The 15,181-nt window shown below is 59.6% G+C and carries 14 protein-coding genes; 6 read left to right on the top strand and 8 right to left on the bottom strand.

Annotation, left to right across the window (positions count from 1 at the left end):
* Window positions 1-146 precede the first annotated feature (146 nt).
* From uvrB to PMI03_RS19565, 3 genes are all read left to right on the top strand, one after another.
* A complete protein-coding gene (uvrB, locus tag PMI03_RS19555) occupies window positions 147-2,981 on the top strand; it encodes an excinuclease ABC subunit UvrB (protein ID WP_007696628.1) in 2,835 nt (944 codons plus the stop codon).
* Window positions 2,982-3,084: 103 nt separating this feature from the next.
* A complete protein-coding gene (locus PMI03_RS19560; protein ID WP_007696631.1) occupies window positions 3,085-3,531 on the top strand; it encodes an SRPBCC domain-containing protein in 447 nt (148 codons plus the stop codon).
* Window positions 3,532-3,657: 126 nt separating this feature from the next.
* Entirely contained in the window at window positions 3,658-4,716 is a 1,059-nt protein-coding gene (locus tag PMI03_RS19565) for an adenylate/guanylate cyclase domain-containing protein (RefSeq protein WP_007696634.1), read from the top strand.
* Window positions 4,717-4,977: 261 nt separating this feature from the next.
* On the opposite strand, the gene PMI03_RS19570 is transcribed toward PMI03_RS19565, so the two are convergent.
* Entirely contained in the window at window positions 4,978-6,573 is a 1,596-nt protein-coding gene (locus tag PMI03_RS19570; RefSeq protein WP_007696637.1) for a hypothetical protein, read from the bottom strand.
* Window positions 6,574-7,074: 501 nt separating this feature from the next.
* Here PMI03_RS19570 and PMI03_RS19575 point away from each other — a divergent pair.
* Window positions 7,075-7,287: a cold-shock protein gene (locus tag PMI03_RS19575; RefSeq protein WP_007696646.1), complete on the top strand. Its 213-nt coding sequence runs from the start codon at window positions 7,075-7,077 to the stop codon at window positions 7,285-7,287.
* Window positions 7,288-7,715: 428 nt separating this feature from the next.
* Here PMI03_RS19575 and dusA read toward each other — a convergent pair whose 3' ends face one another.
* From dusA to PMI03_RS19595, 4 genes are all read right to left on the bottom strand, one after another.
* A complete protein-coding gene (dusA, locus tag PMI03_RS19580; protein ID WP_007696649.1) occupies window positions 7,716-8,720 on the bottom strand; it encodes a tRNA dihydrouridine(20/20a) synthase DusA in 1,005 nt (334 codons plus the stop codon).
* A gap of 169 nt (window positions 8,721-8,889) precedes the next feature.
* Window positions 8,890-9,612 carry a TfuA-like protein gene (locus PMI03_RS19585; protein WP_007696653.1) on the bottom strand — a complete coding sequence of 241 codons (723 nt, stop codon included), beginning with the start codon at window positions 9,610-9,612 and terminating at the stop codon, window positions 8,890-8,892.
* On the bottom strand, window positions 9,609-10,808 hold the full coding sequence (locus PMI03_RS19590; protein WP_039974357.1) for a YcaO-like family protein: 1,200 nt from the start codon (window positions 10,806-10,808) through the stop codon (window positions 9,609-9,611). Before PMI03_RS19590 ends, PMI03_RS19585 begins: the two co-directional genes overlap by 4 nt.
* A gap of 62 nt (window positions 10,809-10,870) precedes the next feature.
* Window positions 10,871-11,425, bottom strand: coding sequence for a hypothetical protein (locus PMI03_RS19595; protein ID WP_007696659.1), 555 nt, complete (start codon window positions 11,423-11,425; stop codon window positions 10,871-10,873).
* 333 nt (window positions 11,426-11,758) lie between these two features.
* Here PMI03_RS19595 and PMI03_RS19600 point away from each other — a divergent pair, with 333 nt between their 5' ends.
* Together PMI03_RS19600 and PMI03_RS19605 are read left to right on the top strand one after the other, a co-directional pair.
* A complete protein-coding gene (locus PMI03_RS19600; protein WP_007696662.1) occupies window positions 11,759-12,454 on the top strand; it encodes a fumarylacetoacetate hydrolase family protein in 696 nt (231 codons plus the stop codon).
* Window positions 12,455-12,470: 16 nt separating this feature from the next.
* Window positions 12,471-13,001: a gamma carbonic anhydrase family protein gene (locus tag PMI03_RS19605; protein ID WP_007696665.1), complete on the top strand. Its 531-nt coding sequence runs from the start codon at window positions 12,471-12,473 to the stop codon at window positions 12,999-13,001.
* Between the two features lie 52 nt (window positions 13,002-13,053).
* On the opposite strand, the gene PMI03_RS19610 is transcribed toward PMI03_RS19605, so the two are convergent.
* The 3 genes from PMI03_RS19610 to PMI03_RS19620 are packed head-to-tail and all read right to left on the bottom strand — an operon-like array spanning window position 13,054 to window position 15,150.
* Window positions 13,054-13,452, bottom strand: a complete 399-nt coding sequence (locus tag PMI03_RS19610; protein ID WP_007696667.1) for a Fur family transcriptional regulator — start codon at window positions 13,450-13,452, stop codon at window positions 13,054-13,056.
* Window positions 13,449-14,276 carry a zinc ABC transporter permease subunit ZnuB gene (gene znuB, locus PMI03_RS19615; RefSeq protein ID WP_007696670.1) on the bottom strand — a complete coding sequence of 276 codons (828 nt, stop codon included), beginning with the start codon at window positions 14,274-14,276 and terminating at the stop codon, window positions 13,449-13,451. Before znuB ends, PMI03_RS19610 begins: the two co-directional genes overlap by 4 nt.
* Window positions 14,269-15,150 (bottom strand): metal ABC transporter ATP-binding protein, encoded by an 882-nt coding sequence (locus PMI03_RS19620; RefSeq protein ID WP_007696673.1) that lies wholly within the window; start codon window positions 15,148-15,150, stop codon window positions 14,269-14,271. The genes znuB and PMI03_RS19620 overlap by 8 nt, the downstream gene beginning before the upstream one ends.
* Between the last annotated feature and the right edge of the window lie 31 nt (window positions 15,151-15,181).

The raw sequence follows: 15,181 nt of genomic DNA on the forward strand, positions 1-15,181 counted from the left end.
ATGCCGACGAGATCAGCGATAACGCACCAGCCTGCTTGGCTTGTAACATATTTGACATATTGGGCGAACGGAAAAATCCACCGCTTGTTTCCCTTTTGTACTCTTCCCCTCTTCACATCGGCACTGACTCTCGCCATATTCGCCCGATGGCCAGATCACCGAAAAAGTCCCCCGCCCCGACCGGTTTCGAAGAGGCGCCGCAAGCACCATTTGAAGGCGCGCCGCTCAGCGGCAGCGTCGCCGACTGGGTGAAGCAACTGGAATCGGAAGCCGAGACATCCGGCATCGAGACGCAGCGGCAGATCGCCTCGAAGGCCGGCAAGCATCGCAAGAAGGTGGAAATCGCCGCCTCGAAATCGGGACGCGGCACCTCCATGGGCGGCTCGACCGATCCGAAGACGCGCGCGGCTGCCGGCCTCAATCCGGTGTCCGGCATGGATACCTCGCTGGAAAATGCCGCCAATGCCGGTACGGCCGTCACCGCGACGGTCGAAGCATTGTCGGCGCTGATCGAGAGCGGCAATCCGCTCTTCAAGGACGGCAAGCTCTGGACGCCGCACCGCCCGGCCCGCCCGAACAAATCCGAAGGCGGCATCCCGATCCGCATGGTCTCCGACTATGAGCCGGCCGGCGATCAGCCGACCGCCATCCGCGACCTCGTCGAGGGTCTTGATAATGGCGACCGCAGCCAGGTGCTGCTCGGCGTCACCGGCTCCGGCAAGACCTTCACCATGGCGAAAGTGATCGAGGCGACGCAGCGCCCCGCCGTCATCCTCGCCCCGAACAAGACACTGGCCGCGCAGCTCTATTCCGAGTTCAAGAACTTCTTCCCCGACAATGCGGTGGAATATTTCGTCTCCTACTACGACTATTACCAGCCGGAAGCCTATGTGCCGCGTTCGGATACCTTTATCGAGAAGGAATCCTCGATCAACGAACAGATCGACCGCATGCGCCACTCGGCGACACGCTCGCTCCTGGAGCGTGACGACTGCATCATCGTCGCCTCGGTCTCCTGCATCTACGGTATCGGCTCGGTCGAGACCTATACGGCCATGACCTTCCAGATGAATGTCGGCGACCGGCTCGACCAGCGGCAATTGCTGGCCGACCTGGTGGCACAGCAATACAAGCGCCGCGACATGGATTTCATTCGCGGCTCCTTCCGTGTGCGTGGCGACACGATCGAGATCTTCCCGGCCCACCTGGAGGATGCCGCCTGGCGCATCTCCATGTTCGGCGACGAGATCGACGCTATCACCGAATTCGATCCGCTGACCGGCCAGAAGACCGGCGATCTGAAATCGGTGAAGATCTATGCCAATTCGCACTATGTCACGCCGCGCCCGACGCTGAACGGCGCCATCCGCCATATCAAGGAAGAGCTGAAGATCCGGCTCGCCGAGCTGGAAAAGGCCGGCCGTTTGCTGGAGGCGCAGCGCCTGGAGCAGCGCACCCGCTACGATGTCGAAATGCTGGAAGCCACCGGCTCCTGCGCCGGCATCGAGAACTATTCGCGCTACCTCACCGGCCGTAACCCCGGCGAGCCGCCGCCGACCCTGTTCGAATATATCCCCGACAATGCCCTGCTGTTCATCGACGAAAGCCACGTCTCCGTCAGCCAGATCGGCGGCATGTATCGCGGCGACTTCAGGCGCAAGGCGACACTGGCCGAATACGGCTTCCGCCTGCCCTCCTGCATGGACAACCGGCCGCTCCGCTTCGAGGAATGGGATGCCATGCGCCCGGACACGATCGCGGTCTCGGCGACGCCAGGCGCATGGGAAATGGACCAATCCGGCGGCGTCTTTGCCGAACAGGTCATCCGCCCGACCGGCCTGATCGACCCGCCGGTTGAGGTTCGCTCCGCCCGCAGCCAGGTCGACGACGTGCTCGGCGAAATCCGCGAGACCGCCGCCAAGGGCTATCGCACCCTCTGCACCGTGCTCACCAAGCGCATGGCCGAGGACCTGACGGAATATCTGCATGAACAGGGCGTCCGCGTCCGCTACATGCACTCCGACATCGACACGCTGGAGCGCATCGAGATCATCCGCGATCTCCGTTTGGGTGCTTTCGACGTGCTTGTCGGCATCAACCTTCTGCGCGAGGGTCTCGACATCCCCGAATGCGCCCTTGTCGCCATCCTCGACGCCGACAAGGAAGGCTTCCTGCGCTCGGAGACCTCGCTGATCCAGACCATCGGCCGCGCCGCCCGTAACGTCGACGGCAAGGTCATCCTCTATGCCGACAACATCACCGGCTCGATGAAGCGGGCGATGGAGGAAACCAGCCGCCGCCGCGAAAAACAGATGGTCTACAACACCGAACACGGCATCACGCCGGAATCGGTGAAGGCGAGGATCTCCGACATTCTCGACAGCGTCTACGAGAAGGACCACGTCCGCGCCGATATCGGCGGCGTCTCCGGCAAGGGCTTTGCCGATGGCGGCCATCTCGTCGGCAACAATCTGCAGGCCCATCTTAACGCGCTGGAAAAAGCCATGCGCGACGCCGCCGCCGATCTCGACTTCGAAAAGGCCGCGAGACTGCGCGACGAGATCAAGCGCCTCAAGGCCGCCGAACTCGCCGTCATGGACGATCCGATGGCAAGGGAAGAGGCGAAGAGCATTGAGGGGAAAGGACCGTCATCCTCAGCCAAACGCAGCGCGAGCCCATCATCCTCGGGCTCGACCCGAGCACCGGCTGCGGCAGACGGAAACGCCGATCAATCCACATCCTACTTCACCAAACCAAGCCTAGACGAAATGGGTCCCGGCAGCGACGCCGGCACGCCGCTCTTCCGCAGGAACACCCTCGACGAGATGACCGTCGGCCGCACCGAAAAGCCAGTGACTGGCAAGGTGCCGGACAAGCCGGTCATCCGCGCGAAGCCGGGCGTCGGATCCTATGAGGATGCGGTGGACGAGAAGCAGAGAAAGAGCCGCACCAAGGGCAAGACCGGGCGACCTGGGCGGTAGAATACACGCTCCCCTTGTTGAGATCGCGCTTTTGCCTACATGCTGCCGGGTGAGGAGAAGCCCCGCCGAGCGGAGCAAGCGATAACAACAACGGGAGAGAGACATGCAAGAGGCCCTCGTCGTCCGCCGTGAAACCCATATCGCGGCGCCACCCGCCGCTGTGTTTGCCCTGCTGACCGATCCGGAAAAGATACTGCGCTGGATGGGAACGGAAGCGCAGGTCGAGCCTCAGCCCGGAGGGCTCTATCTCGTCAATGTCACCGGCGCCCGTTTTGCACGCGGCTCCTTTCGCGAGGTGGTGCCGGTGCATCGACTGGCCTACAGCTTCGGCTGGGACGGCAGTGAAATCGTGCCGCCGGGCTCGAGCCTGGTCGAGATCGACCTGATCGAACAGCCGGACGGAACGCTGCTGCGCCTGACCCACACCGGCCTGCCCAATGCCGACCAATGCGCGGGCCATGCGGAAGGCTGGGCTCACTATCTCGGCCGGCTGGCCGAAGTCGCGGCCGGGCGCACGCCGCCTCCGGACTCGTTTTCCGGCCGGGTATGACCGCTTTCCGCTGGCATCTCGATTGAACAGGCGCCCCTTCCAAAGTAAGCGGCGCAACATGGCGGCCGAAATCGCCATCGCCATGGCGCGGATGACAACCCTCGGCTGCCATGGCATGATCGCGGCATGGATCTGCCCGCCCCCCTCGCCTGGCTGGTTGACGAGGCCGGCACCTCGCCCGGCCCTGAATCCTTCCTCGCCGATCTCGGCAGCCGGCTGCTGGCCGATGGCCTGCCGCTGGCAGGCGGCGCCCTGACGCTCGCGGTGCCGCATCCGATCATCGCCCGCCGCACCTGGCTGTGGCGGGCCGAAACCGGAGCAGTGATCGAGGCGCTGGGTTTCGCCGGCAGTCCGCTCAGCCAAGCCGGGCACGACTGGCTGAGCGGCCTCGGCCCGGTGCAGGAAACGACGATCGGCGCGGCGCTGGACAGTCCGCTGCTGGGCTGGGCCGGAACCCGGCCCTTCAGCCCCGCCGAGACCGAACGGCTGCACGAGATCGCCCGCTTCGCCGCCGCACCCCTGGCCGCCTTGTCCGCGCGGGCGGCACAGGCAGCATTGCTCGAAGCCTATCTCGGCCGGCGCAGCGCGGCGCGCGTTCAGGCCGGCTCGCTCTCCCGCGGCACCGGCGAGACCATCCGCGCCGCGCTTCTCTGCGCCGACCTGCGCGATTTCACCGCCCTGTCCGAAGTGACGGAGCCGGCGGCGATGATCGCCATTCTCGACGCCTGGTTCGACCGCGTCACCGGCTCGGTGAACGCCTTCGGCGGCGAGGTGCTGAAGTTCATCGGCGACGGCGCGCTGGCGATCTTCCCGGTCACCGGCACCCCAAGCGAAGCCTGCGACGCGGCCCTGCGCGCGGCAGCCGCCGTCCGCGCCGGCATGACCCATCTCGACGGCGTGCGGCAAGCGCAGGGGCTGCCGCCGCTCCCCTTCGGCATGGCCCTGCACTTCGGCGAAATATTATGGGGCAACATCGGCGCCGCCGACCGCCTGGATTTCACCGCCATCGGCCCCGCCGTCAACCTGGTCAGCCGCCTTGAGGGACTATGCAAACCGCTTGGCTACAACGTGCTCATCTCGGGGGCGATCGCGGCGGAGACGAGGACGGCGCTGATGCCGCTGGGCGAGCATGTGTTGCGGGGAATTGTGGAGCCGTGCGGGGTTTTTGCTTTGGTGGGGGATTGAGGTCAGTGGCACGTGCGGCAGTCCCTCTTCGGCAAAAATAGCGTTGGCGAGATGACCGTTGCCGCATAGAGAAGCTGGTAACGTGCGAGGTGCAGGACAAGCCGGCTATCTGTGCTAAGCTAGGCGTCGAGTCCTACGACGATGCGGTGGACGAGAAACAACTCAAGTACCGCACCAAGGGTAAAACGGGGCGGACTAGGAGAGAGATTGCAGCAAACAATAACGACTCACCATATGTATACAGAAATCAGCGAAAATATTTCAACTTAAGCGATTCTTCAAATGAGAAGGAAGCCAACCAACGACAATTTGGCTATCCAACGCATTCCAGAAAAAATATATTCTCATACAGTATTTTTCATCCCTGGAGTTCCCTTTACTTACATGGCCGTGAAGGAACTCCCTCCTTCCATTCCATTCTACAAAATATTCGTCACCATACTCGCTTGCACGACTCTCACTTATTGAACCACTTATGTCGAGATGCCGCTCATTTAATAACAAAGTGAATTCTTCTTTACGCATTTCGCCCAGAAAAACCTGCCTATATTCGTTCGCGAGCAACTTTAAAGTATCACAAACGGTGGCAATTTCCTGATAGACTGCGGACTTCAATCCCCTATGTACTCGAGCATGCAGAATAAGTTTTCCTGGAAAATTCCTCTCGACCCATTGTGGAATTTCAGAATACGATATCGGCCTTTCTCCAACTTCAGAATATACTCCTATATTCGCCAGCTTTTGCTCAAGAACGTCAAGCCTACTGCGCGCGGCGAAAAGCTGGCCTTTATAAATTTCGCGTTGAGCATCCGCTTCCTTTCTTAGCTCCTCCTCCTGAACAGCGAGCGCAAACGATGCGTCCGCTTGCTGTTCGGCAGCTTTTCGCGCGCTCTGCTCAGCAAGTAAAGTCTCTGGTTTTGATGAACTATCATCAGTATTTAATTTTTCCAAAAGTTGCTTTGATGCAGCCACCCGTATATCGACAAAACTTGGCACTTTCTGGTTAAGTTGCTTCCGCTCTATCGAAACACGAAAGCAATCCTCCTTGATTGATGCTTCAAATTTTCTTCGAGATAGGTCTGATATATTCTCGAGTTGGCGCCTTAGTATTAGCGGATGCTGCGATTTGTCGTCCTCTTCCGAAAAGTTCGGCCGGTAGAGACGGACGCCCCTGTCAAACACCGAAAGCTCACGCCCAACCAGCTCGGACAACCTATGAGAGCCGTACGGGGTAATGAAATAAACATGCGCTACGCCGCTTAATGACCTAGCTAAACTCGCAGGATCAATAAGCGATGAAAATCCATCGTCACAAGAGACTACCAATACATCTCGCCAGCGCTGAGTATTGGCTATTATCTTATAGAGATCATCTGCAGTTCCATCAGTGTCTACTTTGGTCGCGCTCGAACTCAGCCTTACTCCATAATCGCTTAAGCCAACCTTCTCCACTATTTTGCGTAAGACGCTGGGCGCAGCATGCTCGAAAGCAAAGTCGTAATTGCGAGAACTACAATAGAGCCTACAGCCAAATAATACCTGCGTTCCAAATAGCCCCACGCTTAACTCAACCACCCATGATCTTCCGGGCGTGCTCTCGTCAGGCTCACTGAAGCGTAGCACCCATAACCGCCCTTCTCGAAACACCACTGACGCGGTAGTTACACTCCCGTCTATCTCCTCGAAGTCCTCCAAATTCGCGAGATTAATGGGTAGGCCATCATTTTTCTTTCGAACGTAGGCTATAATTTCACTACGAACTTGCTCTAGAAGAGCCTCGCAATTGGTCGCCTGCGGAACATATCCGTTTGCCGCCAATATCAGCCTGGTTCGCGGGATAGTACCAACCGAAAGCACATCTGCTCCTTGGGAGACGAATCAGCGAAATCAACCAATATATTCTTTCCGTTTTCGAATATTTACAAGCAGTGAGCGCATCATGCACTCTATGAAAGCTAGAACCTAAAGTAAGCTTCTATCCCCATTTGGATAATCACTTACAACACTTTTCACGATTACCGTTTAATTTCGAAAAGGCGCGGAGAAGCCACTCTCAGGCTGCATACTCAACCCCTTGAAATCCCCCTCCAATCCCTCCTCTTTCTTGGCCCGGCCCTAATATTCCCCTTGCCTTTTGCTGCAAATCCTGTCACCCATAGTGTGCTCGGGCATTTGCATGCCGGTGACTGGACTGATTTGGCAATGCCGACTGCGCGAGGCAGCCTCAGGGGGTTAACCTCTGCGTAGACGTTCTTTCCCCGTACGTGAACTTCTCGACTGGCTTTCGCATTTCGCGGGGGCAAAGCCGTCCGGGAGATCTCGGGCAATATTCAGACTGTAGGGAAAAGGACTATCCCAATGGCCACCAAGGGCATCGTAAAATTCTTCAACCAGGACAAGGGTTTTGGTTTCATCACTCCTGATGGCGGCGCTAAGGATGTATTCGTCCATATCTCCGCTCTCCAGGCTTCCGGCATCCAGTCGCTGCGCGAAGGCCAGCAGGTCACCTTCGACACCGAGCCGGATCGCATGGGCAAGGGCCCGAAGGCCGTCAACATCCAGGCTTCCTAAGTCTTAGTTGATATCCGGATAAAGTTTCGAGCGGCGCGGTGCAAACCGCGCCGTTTCGCGTTTGTGGGGATGGGATAACCCTCGTCCTGAAGCACGCTTGGCCTATCTCCCTTACCGCAGGTCCATCGTCTGCCCCGGAATATCCCAACATTCCGTCATCCTCGGGCTTGACCCGAGGATCCAGGCACAAGCCTCACCGCGTCCTCTGGAGAAGAGGGATACACTCCCCAAGCGAAACCAGCACTCTCGTCGATTTAGGCTCACCAATGTGCTTGGGCGTGGATCCTCGGGTCAAGCCCGAGGATGACGGAGTGTGAGGTAATCTTTAAACACGAAACTGCTCCCGTAAGTGTCGGTCGATTAGCCCTCACGTTGAGGCGGCCCGAAGGGCCCTCGAACCACGAGGGCGGGCGGGAATCACCAGCCCCTCAGGCGCTCACCCGCTCCGCATCCCCGCCAAAATCCACCGCCGCAAACGCCGCCGCAATCACCTCCGGCCCTGCCCCAGGCTTGTTGGCGTCGGTCGACAGGATCTGGCGGTAGCGCCGCGAGCCCGGAAGACCGGTGAAGAGGCCGACCATGTGGCGGGCGACGTGGTGCACGCGGCCGCCACCCGCAATATGGCGTTCGGTGTAGGCCATCATCCGGTCGCGCAGGTCGTTCCAGTCCGGCTCGACGGCCGCTTCGCCAAAGAAGCGATGATCGACACCGGCGAGGATGGCGGCGTTCTGATAGGCGGCGCGGCCGAGCATGACGCCGTCGACATGGGCGAGATGCACCTCCGCCTGATCCAGCGTCTGGATGCCGCCGTTGATGCCGATGAAGACATCGGGCCAGCGCTGCTTCATGCGGTAGACGATGTCGTAGTCCAGCGGCGGGATCTCGCGATTCTCCTTCGGCGACAGGCCTTTCAGCCAAGCCTTGCGTGCGTGGATCCAGATAGCGTCGGCGCCGGCATCGAGCACGCGGGTGATCAGCTCCGGCAGTGCCTGTTCCGGCTCCTGCTCGTCAACGCCGATCCGGCATTTCACCGTCACCGGCGCCTTGGACACCGCCTTCATCGCCGCGATGCACTCCGCCACCGTCTCCGGCGTCAGCATCAGGCAGGCGCCAAAGGTGCCGGACTGCACGCGGTCCGACGGACAGCCGACATTGAGATTGATCTCGTCGTAATTATAGGCTTCGGCGATCTGCAAGGCGGTCGCGAGCTTGACCGGATCGGAACCGCCGAGCTGCAACGCGACAGGATGCTCACTGACATCATGCCCCAGCAGGCGGTCGCGCGGCCCATGAATGATCGCATCCGCCACTACCATCTCGGTATAGAGCAGAGCATTGCGGCTGATCTGCCGATGCAGATACCTGCAATGGCGGTCAGTCCAGTCGATCATCGGGGCGACCGCGAAAACTCTGCTTTTATAGTGAGTTAACACTCCATTCCATCCAATCAGTGCTCAATCGATGCTCGTCGAGCCAAAAGTGTTTCTTCGCGCCGAGATAACACCTTCAGGTAAAAAAATGAAGCCCGGGCACTTTTGCTGCTTTTTGGCACTGCTTCGGCTTGCAGCATCCGACTCGCAAGCGACGCCCTTGCGAGATCCCTTACGATGTCGACGAGATGGTCGGAAACGTGGCTTTCCAAAAACTCGTTGCCTCAAATGTCCAGCTGAACTGAGGAACAAAGCGTCGATCGGGTGTTCCGGTAACGGCTTCGATAAGACGCTGCGCATCTTGGAGCTTCTGATTGACGCTATTTGCACGCAATATTGCCAGCACCTCAGACGCCCGGACTCCGTCCGAAATGGATGACAACACCAGTTGCTTATAGGTACGATCCTTGAAGAAGATCGCCTTCGCGGCCGCCAGCAGACGGTCGTGCTCGGCAGCCGTGATCTGCGAGAGCTGCAAGCATCTCAAAATCGTCGCACGGACGTTGACGAGAGGTTCGCTGAGGGGAAGGAAGCCCACCTCGGCTGGCGCATGAGATTGCGCGACATCGGAATCGTCTTCCAGGGCGCCACTCATGTAGCCGTCAAAGATTTCGCCAATGCCGACCATACCGAATGCTGCACATTCCGCCGCTCTCAGGGCGCCCATGCTCGCAGCCCCGAAGATGTGAACGCCTTGAGCAAGTCCGAACAGGATCTCCTTGTGCCAGATGGCAGGAACATATTCATAAACGCCGTCAATAAGCCCGATGACAGTGGCGCCATCCTGAATGGCTTTGTGGAAGTCTCCCTGCCTGGCGGGCGGGCGAAGCTGGTAATCAGCGTTCAATGGCAAATTTGCGCCGTAGAGTGTGGGGCCTGCGAAGATCACCTTCATCTTGATTTCATGATCCTCTTCAGCGCACGAGACCCGAACCTTCGCTTCCGTTTCCCATCCGGATTTTCCAATCCCGGAACCAGGACCTTCGCAACGCTGAAATCAGCCTCGCCTGGATTCAGGTGCACGACGATCGCTGACTTCACTCCCACCGCTTTGAGCTTGCCGATAACGCTCTGGAGCATGTCGTTCAGCGTGGCTCCCATGACCATATTCGATAGCGGAGTATAGCTATTCGGCTGCATGAAGAGCGCATCATGCAGGTGGTCTGGAAGCGGCCGCGCAAAGGTATCGGGATGGATGTCGTCACGGGCACCGCTGATATATGTCAGCCTTGACTGGGCCGCTTCGGTGACGGCCCTGATCGCGGCGCGCACGGGATTTGGATGTGCCCCGGCTCCATATGTCACCTCAATGTAGCGCAATGCCATTTCAGACGGCACAACCGGCGCCATGAAGGCTTCGAAGCAAGGAATGCCGACGTCGCTTGTCGTGTCGAACATCTGAAGTCGAAATCCTGCATCCCACACCCGCTGCGCGAGACCGCTGAGGACAGGGTCGCACAACGAAGCGACGTCGATACAATGTCTTCTTCTCTCTTCCATGGAACCGAACTGCGAGACCACCTCCGCATCACGCTCGATGCGCTCCAGCAAGCCGTGAAACGTCGCTTCGAGGAGCGTGTTGCCAGACGCAAGACCATCCGAAGATTGCCAGAACCTGTTCGCTTGGGTGTCGTCGAGCAGGACGGCGTCACGCGGGACCCAGACATCGCGTTCGGCAATGATGTCATGTCCGAGCGTCCAGGCAACCGTTTCCTCGGGCTGTATGTCGCTTCGACCGACTGAAATCAGGCAGTGCAGCGGATCGACGAAAGACCCTTCGGATTCCAGCTGTCGAACGCTTGCCCGGAGGGTCTCGATTTGTGGATTTCCAGCGACGGCACGCTCCAGTGCCTCCATTGCCGCCGACACCTTGGCGTCTATGTCTTCGATCCCCTTGCCCTGGTTGATCACGATGGAACGTGAATTGGGCGTGATGGCATTCCAGACGGGAATGCCGATCCTGTCCAGATCGGTCAATCGGGCGAGCCGGGTTATTCCATGCTTTGTCAGCGATGGCATGATACGCGCCATTGTCTCATTCGGAGAGCAACTGCGATCTGAATAAGAAGTCAATGGCGCGTCAGAAATCATGCTATTCGACCGAGACCAGAGCGGGCGGAACTCCGTACATTTCGCGACCAGCTACTGGTCGATTATTCGGCGCGTGATCTACCGGAGAACGCTGCTTCCCTGGATTCGAATCCAACGCCGACAACTGCGGCTTTAGACTGGAAGAACTGACCGGAAAAGGCTGCTTCCTTCCGTTCGAAGGCAACGGCGACGTCGGCGTCCGGGGTTTTGTAGTAATGACCAGAGAAGGCCGTTTCCTTCGGTTCGAAGGCAACAGCGACATCTACCCCTGGGGTTCTGAAGACGTGACCGGAAAAGGCCACCTCTTTCGGTTCGAAGCCAACCGCAACATCTGCTGCTTTAGACTGAAAGAACAAACCGGAAAAGGCTGCTTCCTTCGGTTCAAAGCCAACGGCGACATCTGCTGCTTTGGACTGAAAGAGTACACCGGAAAAGGCTGCTTCCTTCGGTTCGAAGCCAACCGCAACATCAAGATCCGTTTCAAATTTATCGTCGCTGTCGTGGCCAGAGATAAAGTCTTCACGATTGCCGTCCATCGCGGTGACGGTGCCTGCGGCAAAGTCAACGAGCCATAGGCCGGCTTCACCCTTTACGCCCAGAATCATCATTTTAGACATGCAATTCTCCTCTGTGGGTGTGAAATCAGATAAACGAGAATAGGTCAGCTAACATGGCATTATCGTACTAACAGCCCACCATAGCATCCGCCGCGCGGGATGACAAAAGCTCCTATCGAAGATTATGGAGTCCTAAACGACAACAATGCGATCCGGCGGTCCAGAAACCTCGGGCGGTTCACCAGCCTACATGGGAAACCCTTCTGCCCGCGCTCCACACCAAAACCTTCTCGAAGGCCAGTTTTCCCGGCGGCAACAATGATGCTAGGTTGATCAACGGAGTCGGAGGGCCGCACGTCTTCCCGATACAGATTGAACATTTGAAGAGTAGCCATGACCGAAACCCCCGCCACCGTCATTCCCCTGCCCGCGCCCGTGCTGCTGCCGATCGAGGGTGAAGCCGCTTTCTTCCCCGTGCGACGCGTCTATTGCGTCGGCCGCAACTATGCCGACCATGCGATCGAGATGGGTCATGATCCCAGCCGCGAGCCGCCCTTCTTTTTCCAGAAGAACCCGGACAATCTGCTGGTGTCGGGGGATTTCCCCTATCCGCCGCTGTCGTCGGATGTGCATCATGAGGTCGAACTGGTGATCGCGCTCAGAAGCGGCGGCGCCGATATTCCGGCCGAACGCGCGCTGGACTGCATCTACGGCTACGGCGTCGGCATCGATTTCACCCGCCGCGACCTGCAGGGCGAAGCCAAGAAGCTCGGCCGCCCCTGGGAAATCGGCAAGGCATTCGAACATTCCGCGCCGGTCTCGGCGCTGGTTCCGGCAACCCAGGTCGGCCATCCCGACAAGGGCGGAATCTGGCTGATGCGCAACGGCGAAGCGGCACAGCGCGGAGACCTCCAGCAGATGATCTGGAAAGTGCCGGAGATCATCGCCGAGCTGTCAAAGCTCTTCACGCTGGCGCCCGGCGACATCATCCTGACCGGCACGCCCGCCGGCGTCGGCCCCGTCGCACGCGGCGACCGGATCACCTGCGCCGTCGACGGCGTGGCAACGCTGGTGCTGAACGTGGTTTGATCGCGAGGAGGATCCAATGCCGCTCTACGCCCTTTCCGGCCTGGTGCCGAAGACGCCCGAACCCGGCCTCTACTGGATCGCGCCGGATGCCACCGTCATCGGCAAGGTGGAGCTCGGCGAGGATGTCGGCATCTGGTTCGGCGCCGTGCTGCGCGGCGACAACGAGCCGATCGTCGTCGGCAAGGGCACGAACATCCAGGAAGGCGTAATGGTGCACACCGATCCCCGCTTTCCCGTCACCATCGGCGAAGGCTGCACCATCGGCCACCACGCCATCATCCACGGCTGCACCATTGGCGACAATTCTTTGATCGGCATGGGCGCGACGGTTCTGAACGGCGCCAAGATCGGCAACAACTGCCTTGTCGGCGCCAATGCGCTGGTGACCGAAGGCAAGGAATTCCCGGATGGCTCCTTGATCGTCGGCGCGCCTGCAAAGGCGATCCGCGTGCTGGACGAAGCCGCTATCGAGGGCCTGCGCCGCTCGGCGCGCAACTATATTGCCAACTGGCAGCGCTTTGCGCGGGATCTCAAGAGACTGGATTAGACGGCGTTCCCAAAAGTGTACTCGGTTTTGGGATAAAACGCCGTCCAGAGACTTAAGCCGCACAGCTCGCGCAATGGCCTCGGATTTCGATGGTCGACTTCTCGGCCTTGAATTTCTGCGATTTCAGCCAGCCCATCAGCCGGTGATCCACTTCATGGTCGTGGAATTCGGTCACCTGTCCGCAGCTCTCGCAGATGGCAAAGGCGACCAGGCCGTGGCTGTGGCAATTCTCATTCGGATGGGCGCAGGCGACGAAGGAGTTGATGCTCTCGAGACGATGCACGACGCCATATTCCAGCAGCTTGTCCAGCGCCCGGTAGACCTGCAGCGGCGCGCGGAAACCGTTGTCGCGCAGCTTGTCGAGGATGGTGTAAGCGCTGAGCGGACCTTCCGCCTTGGTCAGGACATCGAAGACAAGCGTCTGGTTCTTCGTGAGCATCGGAGTGGTCATGATTCCTGTCCTCCTTGTTGCGCCGCCGGCGCGCCGCCCCTGCGAACAAGAGGCAGCAGACTGAAGATAAATAGGATGAGCGCCGCGACCACAATCGACGGGCCGGACGGCGTGTCGTAGCGTAGCGAGCCGAACAAGCCACCAACGACGGCAACCGCACCGACGAGCGAGGCAAACACCGCCATCATCTCCGGCGTCGCGGCAAACCGGCGCGCAGTAGCGGCGGGAATGATCAGCAGCGCTGTAATCAGCAATATGCCGACGATCTTCATGGCAATGGCAATGACGACGGCCATCAACAGCATGAAGAACAACTTCGCCCGCTCCGGCCTTAACCCTTCGGCCTCGGCCAGCTCCGGATTGACGGTGGAGGCGAGCAGCGGCCGCCAAAGCCAGGCGATCGCCGCCAAGACGAAGAGACCGCCGCCCCAGATCATCGCAATATCGGCGCGGCTGACAGCGAGGATGTCGCCGAACAGGAAGGCGATCAGATCGATCCTGACCCAGCTCATGAAAGCCACGATGACAAGGCCGATCGCCAGCGTCGCATGCGACAGGATCCCGAGCAGCGCGTCCGCCGACAGCGCCTGCCGGCGTTGCAGGAAGAGCAGCAGGATCGACACCAGCGCTGCGACCGCAAAGACCGAGAGCGTCAGATTGAGTTGGAAGAGCAGCGACAGCGCCACGCCGAGCAGCGCCGAATGCGAGATCGTATCGCCGAAATAGGCCATGCGCCGCCAGATGATGAAGCAGCCGAGCGGTCCGGTGGTCAAAGCCAGCCCGACGCCAGCGACGACGGCGCGCAGGAAGAAGTCGTCAAACATGGCGCTCCCCCTCGGCGTGATGATGGTCGTGATCATGGTGCTCGTGATCATCATGATGATGATCATGGTCGTGATGGCCGTCATCGGCGTGGCAATGATCGGTGATCGTGCCGTCGGCATGCTGCACCCGGCCATCCGGCAGATGCATATGGTCGTGATGATGGCTGTAGATCGCCAGCGATTGCGCCGCCCGCGTGCCGAACAGCCTGACATATTCCGGGCTCTGGCTGACCGCCTGCGGCGTGCCACGGCAGCAGACATGCCCGTTGAGGCAGACAACCGTATCGGTCTCGGCCATGACCACATGCAGATCATGTGAGATCAGCAGGATGCCGCAGCCTTCGGAATTGCGGATCGATTTGATCAGATCGTAAAGCGCGATTTCGCCGCTGAAATCGACGCCCTGCACCGGCTCGTCCAATACCAAAAGGTCTGGCTTGCGAGCGATGGCGCGAGCCAGCAGCGCCCGCTGGAACTCGCCGCCGGACAGATGCTGCACCTCGGCCTTGGCGAGATGGGCAATCCCCACAGCCTCGAGCGCCGCTCTCAATTCAGTTTCGGGCAAAGGTCCAGTCAAGGTCATCAGGCGGTGGACGCTCAGCGGCAAAGTCCAGTCGATCGCGAGCTTCTGCGGAACGTAACCGACCTTGAGGCCGGCGATACGCTCGACGCTGCCTTCATCCGGCTTCAGAACGCCGATCGCCGCCTTGGCGCTGGTGGATTTCCCCGAACCGTTTGGGCCGATCAGCGTAACGATCTCGCCGCGGTTCACTGAGAAATCAACGCCGCGCACCAGCCAGCGGCCGCCACGGCGGACGCCGACATCATGGAGCGACACCAGCGGCTGTCTCTGATTGTCCACGGAAGAAAGCATGAAATTTCCACTTGCACTGTTGCGCCTTGCT

Source organism: Rhizobium sp. AP16, from assembly GCF_000281735.1.
GTDB lineage: Bacteria > Pseudomonadota > Alphaproteobacteria > Rhizobiales > Rhizobiaceae > Rhizobium > Rhizobium rhizogenes.